7 protein-coding genes are annotated in these 6,453 nt (G+C 74.2%); 3 read left to right on the plus strand and 4 right to left on the minus strand.

The genetic code is table 11. The features are described from left to right. Positions 1-981 (plus strand): fibronectin type III domain-containing protein (locus tag GL263_RS18775; RefSeq protein ID WP_228456637.1); only part of this gene is annotated, 981 nt, incomplete at its 5' end. A 44-nt stretch (positions 982-1,025) separates the two neighbouring features. On the opposite strand, the gene GL263_RS18780 is transcribed toward GL263_RS18775, so the two are convergent. The 4 genes from GL263_RS18780 to GL263_RS18795 form a co-directional block, all read right to left on the minus strand. Continuing rightward, positions 1,026-1,691, minus strand: a complete 666-nt coding sequence (locus GL263_RS18780; protein WP_182856888.1) for an HAD family hydrolase — start codon at positions 1,689-1,691, stop codon at positions 1,026-1,028. Next, positions 1,688-2,215, minus strand: a complete 528-nt coding sequence (locus tag GL263_RS18785) for a flavin reductase family protein (RefSeq protein ID WP_323379468.1) — start codon at positions 2,213-2,215, stop codon at positions 1,688-1,690. Before GL263_RS18785 ends, GL263_RS18780 begins: the two co-directional genes overlap by 4 nt. Beyond that, positions 2,212-3,177 carry an LLM class F420-dependent oxidoreductase gene (locus tag GL263_RS18790; RefSeq protein WP_182856889.1) on the minus strand — a complete coding sequence of 322 codons (966 nt, stop codon included), beginning with the start codon at positions 3,175-3,177 and terminating at the stop codon, positions 2,212-2,214. The genes GL263_RS18785 and GL263_RS18790 overlap by 4 nt, the downstream gene beginning before the upstream one ends. A gap of 90 nt (positions 3,178-3,267) precedes the next feature. Beyond that, positions 3,268-4,602 carry an NAD(P)/FAD-dependent oxidoreductase gene (locus GL263_RS18795; protein ID WP_182856890.1) on the minus strand — a complete coding sequence of 445 codons (1,335 nt, stop codon included), beginning with the start codon at positions 4,600-4,602 and terminating at the stop codon, positions 3,268-3,270. Positions 4,603-4,787: 185 nt separating this feature from the next. On the opposite strand from GL263_RS18795, the gene GL263_RS18800 reads away from it, so the two are divergent. Together GL263_RS18800 and GL263_RS18805 are read left to right on the plus strand one after the other, a co-directional pair. Further along, entirely contained in the window at positions 4,788-5,033 is a 246-nt protein-coding gene (locus tag GL263_RS18800) for a DUF6480 family protein (protein ID WP_182856891.1), read from the plus strand. Positions 5,034-5,109: 76 nt separating this feature from the next. After that, positions 5,110-6,291 (plus strand): zinc-dependent alcohol dehydrogenase, encoded by a 1,182-nt coding sequence (locus GL263_RS18805; RefSeq protein WP_182856892.1) that lies wholly within the window; start codon positions 5,110-5,112, stop codon positions 6,289-6,291. Positions 6,292-6,453: the final 162 nt, after the last annotated feature.

Raw genomic sequence — 6,453 nt, forward strand, 5'->3', positions numbered from 1 at the left:
GTCCGCCCCCGCCGCAGCACGGTCGGCGCGCTCGCCGTGCTGGCCGCCCTCCTGACCACGGCGCCGCTGGCCGGCTGCGGGCGGTCCGCTCCCCCGCCGCCCGCGCCCACCGGTGTCACCGCCGACGCGGGCACCTCCACGTCGGTACACGTGATGTGGAACAGCTCCACCGGCGACGGCGACGTCAGGGGCTACGAGATCTACCGGGACGGCAAGAAGGTCCTGGAGGTACCGGCCGAGCGTCACATGGCGGACGTGGAGGGGCTGCGCCCGGAACGGACCTACACCTTCACCGTCCGGGCCCGGGACACCGCCGGCAACCTCTCCCGGGAGAGCACCCCGGTGACGGTCACCACGCGCGCCGCCGACACCGACGACAGCAGCCCACCGAGCGCGCCCGGCCGCCCGCGCGGCACCGTCGAGGGGCCCAACGCCGTTCTGCTGCGGTGGCCGGCGGCCAAGGACGACGTCGGCGTCACCGGCTACGACGTCCACCAGGGCGACGCGCGCATCCACAGCGTCTCCGGTGACGAGACCGAGGCGCTGCTGACCGGCCTGAGGCCCGGTACGCGCTACCGCTTCACCGTTCACGCGCGGGACGCCGCCGACAACGTGTCCCCGCCCAGCCCGGCGCTGACCCTCACCACGGCCGAGGGCGAGGGCTCCTCGGGCGGCGCGGGGACGGCCCCGGCGGAGCTGACCGCGAAGGTGGCCACCGAGGACGGGGCCCACTTCCTGGAGTTGTCGTGGGTGCCTCCCCGCACCGGCGGGGTCGTCTCGGACTACCAGATCCATCTCGACGGGAAGTTCGCGACCACCCTGTCGTGGCGGGGTGAGGCGCCCCGGGCCCGTGCCGAGCACCGGTTCTTCCTCACCCGCGAGGGCGGCGAACGCCACCGGGTGAAGCTGCGCGCGCGGCTTCCGGACGGCACCTGGGGGGCGTTCTCCGAGGAGCGCACGGTCACCACGCCGGCGGGCTGACGTCCCGGCGGCTCCGCCGGGTGGCCGTGCCGCAGCTCAGCCGCTCAACGGACGGCCGCGAACGGCGAGTCGGGGAGTTCGGCCAGCAGATGTGCGGGGTCCCGGTAGACGAACCGCGCGCCCGCCTGGACCAGGTCGGCCTGCGGGACACCCCCGCACAGCACCGCCACCGGCACCGCGCCGTCGGAGACCGCCGCCCGCATGTCCCACACCGAGTCGCCGACGAACACCGTGCGCTCGGCCGGCGCGCCGACGGCCTCCCGGGCGAGGCGGACGGGTTCGGGCGCCGGCTTGCCCTCGCTGACGTCGTCGGCACTGGCGGTGTGGGCGATGACGTCGTCCGCGTCGATCGCCCGGCGCAGGGCGGCGAGTTCGGTGCCGGTCGCCGACGTGGCCAGCACCACCTGCCAGCCCTGGTCGGCCAGCGCGCGCAGCAGCTCGGGGACGCGCCGGAAGGCGGCGAGCCGTGGGAAGTAGGTGGCGTACAGGATCGAGTGGGCGTCGCTCAGCGGGCCGTCGTCGCCGCTGTCGCGGTCCGGTCCCAGCAGCTGGGCCACCAGGTCGGGGCCCGGCCGGCCCAGCGCCCGGTGCACGGCGGACATCTCGACGGTGTGCCCTGCCTGGCGGAACGCCTCCCACCAGCTGACGGCGTGCAGGTAGTTGGTGTCGACGAGGGTTCCGTCGACGTCGAAGACCGCGGCGCGGGTCATGGGTGTTCCTCCTCCGACGGCACGGGGTGGCCGGCCGTGATGCCGAGAGTGTCGGCGAGTGTCAGGTGTGCGCCGCGCCGTCCAGCCGGCTTGTCCGGGCGGCCGCCGCACTCCACCGGGTCGAGCAGGAACGCCTCGTGGTCGCCGCCGTCGAACCGGTCGAGCACCCGCCCGACGAACCAGGCGGGCGACTGGAGCAGGATCGGCGCTCCGCCCGTCCCCGGGCGCCAGGGCAGGCCGTCGAACTTGTCGACCTCGTCCCCGCTGCGCCCGCCGAAGAGCTCGGCCAGCCGCTCCTGGCCGGGCGCGAGCAGGTGGGCGGCGAGATGGGTGGCGGTGCGGGCCACCTCGTGCGTGTGGTTCAGCCGGGAGAGCCAGACCGTGAAGCGCACCGGTTCCAGTGAGCACTGGCTCGCGAAGCCGACAAGGCAGCCGGCCGGCTCCCCGGCGGCGCTCCGGGCGGTCACCACGTAGACCGGGTAGTCGAGCAGGTCGGTGAGCACCCGGGCGGCGGGTCGGTTCACAGCTCGCGCAGGGCCGGGAGAAGCTTCGCCTGCGCCCACTCCAGGAACGGCTCCTGCCGGTCGCCGCCGACCTGGACGAGGGCGATCTCGGTGAAACCGGCGTCGCGGAAGGCGCGGACGGCCTCGACGAAGGTGTCCACGTCGTCTCCGCAGGGCACCGTGTCCGCCACGTCCTCCGGGCGGACCTGGGCGGGGGCGCCCTCGAACGCGGTCGGGCCCTCCAGTTGGGAGTTGACCGGCCAGGCGCCGAGCGCCCAGCGGAACTGGTCGTGGGCCCGGGCGACGGCGGCCGACCTGTCGGGGTCGTAGCAGACGGGCAGCTGCCCGACCCGGGGCTTGCCGCTGCCGCCGTGCCGGTCGAAGTCCCGCAGCAGGGTGCTCTTCGGTTCGGTGGCGATCACCAGGTCGGCGAGTCGGCCGGCGATCTCGCACGAGCGCGGCCCGGAGACGGCGACCCCGATGGGCGGGGGCTCGTCGGGCAGGTCCCACAGGCGGGCGTTGGTGACGTCGAAGTGCGTGCCGTGGTGGTTCACGTTGCCGCCGGCGAAGAGCGCGCGGATGATCTCGACGGCTTCCTCCAGCATCTCCAGCCGGACACCGGGGGTCGGCCAGCCGGCCCCGACGACGTGCTCGTTGAGGTTCTCGCCGGAGCCGAGGCCGAGCCGGAAGCGGCCCTGGGAGAGCAGCTGCATGGTGGCCGCCTTCTGCGCGACGACCGCGGGGTGGTAGCGGACGGTCGGGCAGGTCACATAGGTCATCAGCGGGATGCGGCTGGTGGCGTGGGCGGCGGCGCCCAGCACGCTCCAGGCGTAGGGCGAGTGGCCCTGGGAGGCGAGCCAGGGGAAGTAGTGGTCGGACGTCACCGAGAAGTCGAAGCCGGCCCGCTCGGCGGCGACGACGTGGTCGACGAGTTCCCTGGGGCCGGCCTGCTCGGTCATCATCGTGTAGCCGATTTGCACCATGATGGGCCTACTTGCCGGGATCCGCGTGAGTGAAACGTCCGCCCGCCACGGCCATGCCGATGGCCGCAGCGTCAACCGCCGGCCGGGTACTCAGCGCTCGGCGCCGGCTCCGGCCTGCCGCGGCACCTCGGGGGACTCGGACTCCAGCGGCACCGCCCCCGAGGGCACCAGGCCCAGCTGCACCCCGTGCCGAGGGAGCACGGCGTCCAGCGCCCAGTCGGCGGCCACCCGGGTCCGGTTGCCGGGCATCGACAGCAGGTGGTAGCCGCGGGTGAGGCCGCCCGCGAGCGGGCCGGAGAGCGGTACGCGCAGCGGGTTGGCCGCCGCCTGGAGGCCGCCGAGGTCGACCACGAAACCCAGGTCGTGGTGCCTGTAGGGGCGGGGGGTGCCCTGCCCGCAGCTGGCAGCCACGTTGTGCGCCGCCGTCCGGCCCTGCCGCTGGGCGTGCTGCGCGGTCATCGCCGTCAGCTCCCCCGGGCGGGTCAGGTCCGGTACCGCCGCCGCGTCACCGCACGCGAACACCTCCGGACGGCCCGGCACCCGCAGGTACGCGTCCACGCACAGCCGGCCGCCCTCCAGCTCCAGCCCGAGGGAGGCCACCAGCGGGTCGGGGCGGGTGCCCACACACCAGATCAGCGACCGGCTGGCGACGAACTCCCCGTCCTCCAGCAGCACGCCGTCCGGGCGGGCCTCGGCGACGCCGGACCCCGTCCGCACCTCCACGCCGCGGGCCCGCAGCACCCGGTCGGCGGTCCGCGACAGCCGTTCGTCCAGCTCCGGAAGCACCCGGTCGGCGATGTCCAGCAGCATCCAGCGCGGCCGGGGCCCGTCGCGCAGGCCCTCGTTGCGCCGGACGAGGGCGTCGGTGAGCAGCACACCCTGGGCGGCCACCTCGGTGCCGGTGTAGCCGGCGCCCACCACCACGGAGGTGGTGCGGGCCGCCCGCTCCTCGGGTGAGTCGCTCGCTCCGGCCATCTCCACCTGGCGGGTGAGGTGGTCACGCAGGTAGAGCGCCTCGGCCATGCCGCGGAAGCCGTGCGCGTGCTCGGCGACGCCGGGGATCGGCAGCAGCTTGTGCACGCTGCCGACGGCGAGCACCAGCCGGTCGTAGGTCAGCTCGCCCCGGTTCCCCTCGGGGTCGGCGTAGCCGATCCGGCGGCCCGGGAGGTCCAGCGTGTCGACCTCGCCGAGGACCAGTCGCACGCCCGGCAGGGTGCCGGTGAGCGAGACCGACACCCGGCGCGGCTCCAGCACACCGACGGCGACCTGCGGCAGCAGTGGCAGGTAGAGGAAGTAGTCGTTCGGGTTGACCAGCACGATCTCGGCGTTGTCGCCCGCCCGGCGGCTGAGCTGCCGGGCGCACTGGTAGCCCGCGAAGCCGGCTCCGACGATCACGATCCGGGGGCGGCGTGCGGAAGAGTTCATAAGGCTGCTCCACGGTGGCGGGTGCAAGGTCGCCGGGCCGGCGGAAGGAAGCCGGCGGGGGCGTGCACGCCGGTCCCGGACGGCTCACGGCTGGCTCGTGTACCCGGGCGGCGGGTGCGGAAACACGACGCCGGCCGGAGCGAGGCAGGGGGTGTAAGTCGGGCGGATACAGGTACCCGCAGCACATGGACGCACAGAACCAGGACCCGGACCCGAAGAAGGCGGCCGGCCGGGACGTCGGCGGTGGGCCGCCTCCGGGTGAGACCCCGCCCGGTGAGGGCGGCCTCTCCGGTGCCGGTCCCCGGGAGACCCACAACCCCACCAAGGGCTGGTCGGTGGCCCCACTGACCGCGCTCCTCGTCGTCGTCGCGCTGTTCGTGGCGTTCTTCCTGACGTACGCCATCTGGATCGCGGTCGGCGGCATCGGCTGAGCCCGGACGAACAGACCGGGGAGACCGGGCAGACCAGGCAGGCAGAGCGGGCGGACACGCGGAGGGCAGGTGCCGTATGAAGGCGGCGGTGTGGCAGGGGCGGCGGGACGTGCGGGTCGAGGAGGTTCCCGACCCGCGGGTCCGCGAGCCGACGGACGCGGTGATCAGGGTGACCTCCAGCGGGCTGTGCGGTTCCGACCTGCACCTGTACGAGGTCCTGGGACCGTTCATGACCCCCGGGGACGTTCTGGGGCACGAGCCGATGGGGGTGGTGGAGGAGGTGGGCCCCGAGATGGACGGTCTGGCGCCCGGCGACCGCGTGGTCGTGCCCTTCCAGATCGCCTGCGGCTCGTGCTTCATGTGCGACCGGGGGCTCCAGACCCAGTGCGAGACCACGCAGGTCCGTGAGCAGGGCAGCGGCGCCGCGCTGTTCGGCTACACCCGGCTGTACGGCGGGGTGCCCGGCGCGCAGGCGGAGTACCTGCGGGTGCCGCACGCCGACTACGGGCCGGTCAAGGTCCCCCAGGACGTGCCCGAGGACCGCTTCCTGTTCCTCTCCGACGTGCTGCCCACGGCCTGGCAGGCCGTCGCCTACGCGGAGGTGCCGGAAGGCGGCACGCTGGCGGTTCTGGGCCTCGGGCCGATCGGCGACATGTGCTGCCGGATCGCCCTGCACCAGGGCGTACGGCAGGTGGTCGGCGTCGACCTGGTCCCCGAGCGGCTCGCCCGCGCCGCCGGACGCGGAGTGCGCACCGTGGACCTGCGCGAGGTCGAGGACGCGGCCGAGGCGGTGCGGGAGCTGACCGACGGCCGGGGCGCGGACAGCGTCATCGACGCCGTCGGGATGGAGGCGCACGGCAGCCCCGTCGCCCGGTTCGCCCACAACGCGGTCTCGGTCCTGCCCGACGCGCTCTCCGAGAAGCTCATGACCAGGGCGGGCGTGGACCGGCTCGCCGCCCTCCAGACGGCCATCGACATGGTCCGCAGGGGCGGCACGATCTCCCTGAGCGGCGTCTACGGTGGCATGGCCGACCCGCTGCCGATGCTGACCCTGTTCGACAAGCAGATCCAGTTGCGGATGGGTCAGGCCAACGTGCGGCGATGGGTGCCCGACATTCTGCCGCTGTTGAACGAGCAGGACCCGCTGGGGGTCGACGACTTCGCGACCCACCACGTGCCGCTCTCCCAGGCGCCCGAGGCCTACGAGATGTTCCAGCACAAGGACGACGGGGCCGTCAAGGTCGTTTTCCGCCCGTGACGCGGGGCGACCTCGGGCAGGCACGGCGCGGCGTCCGCGTGGTCCCGGGCGCCGCGCCCCACCTCGTTTCGGTTTCACACCTCGCTATCCCACCGGCCGCGCACAAGCGGGCCGGCACGTCGAAGGAGTTCCATGGTCGACAGCGCGGACGCTCCGCAGGAC

Origin of the sequence: Streptomyces durbertensis (genome assembly GCF_014156695.1) — a bacterium.
Taxonomy (GTDB): Bacteria; Actinomycetota; Actinomycetes; order Streptomycetales; family Streptomycetaceae; genus Streptomyces; species Streptomyces durbertensis.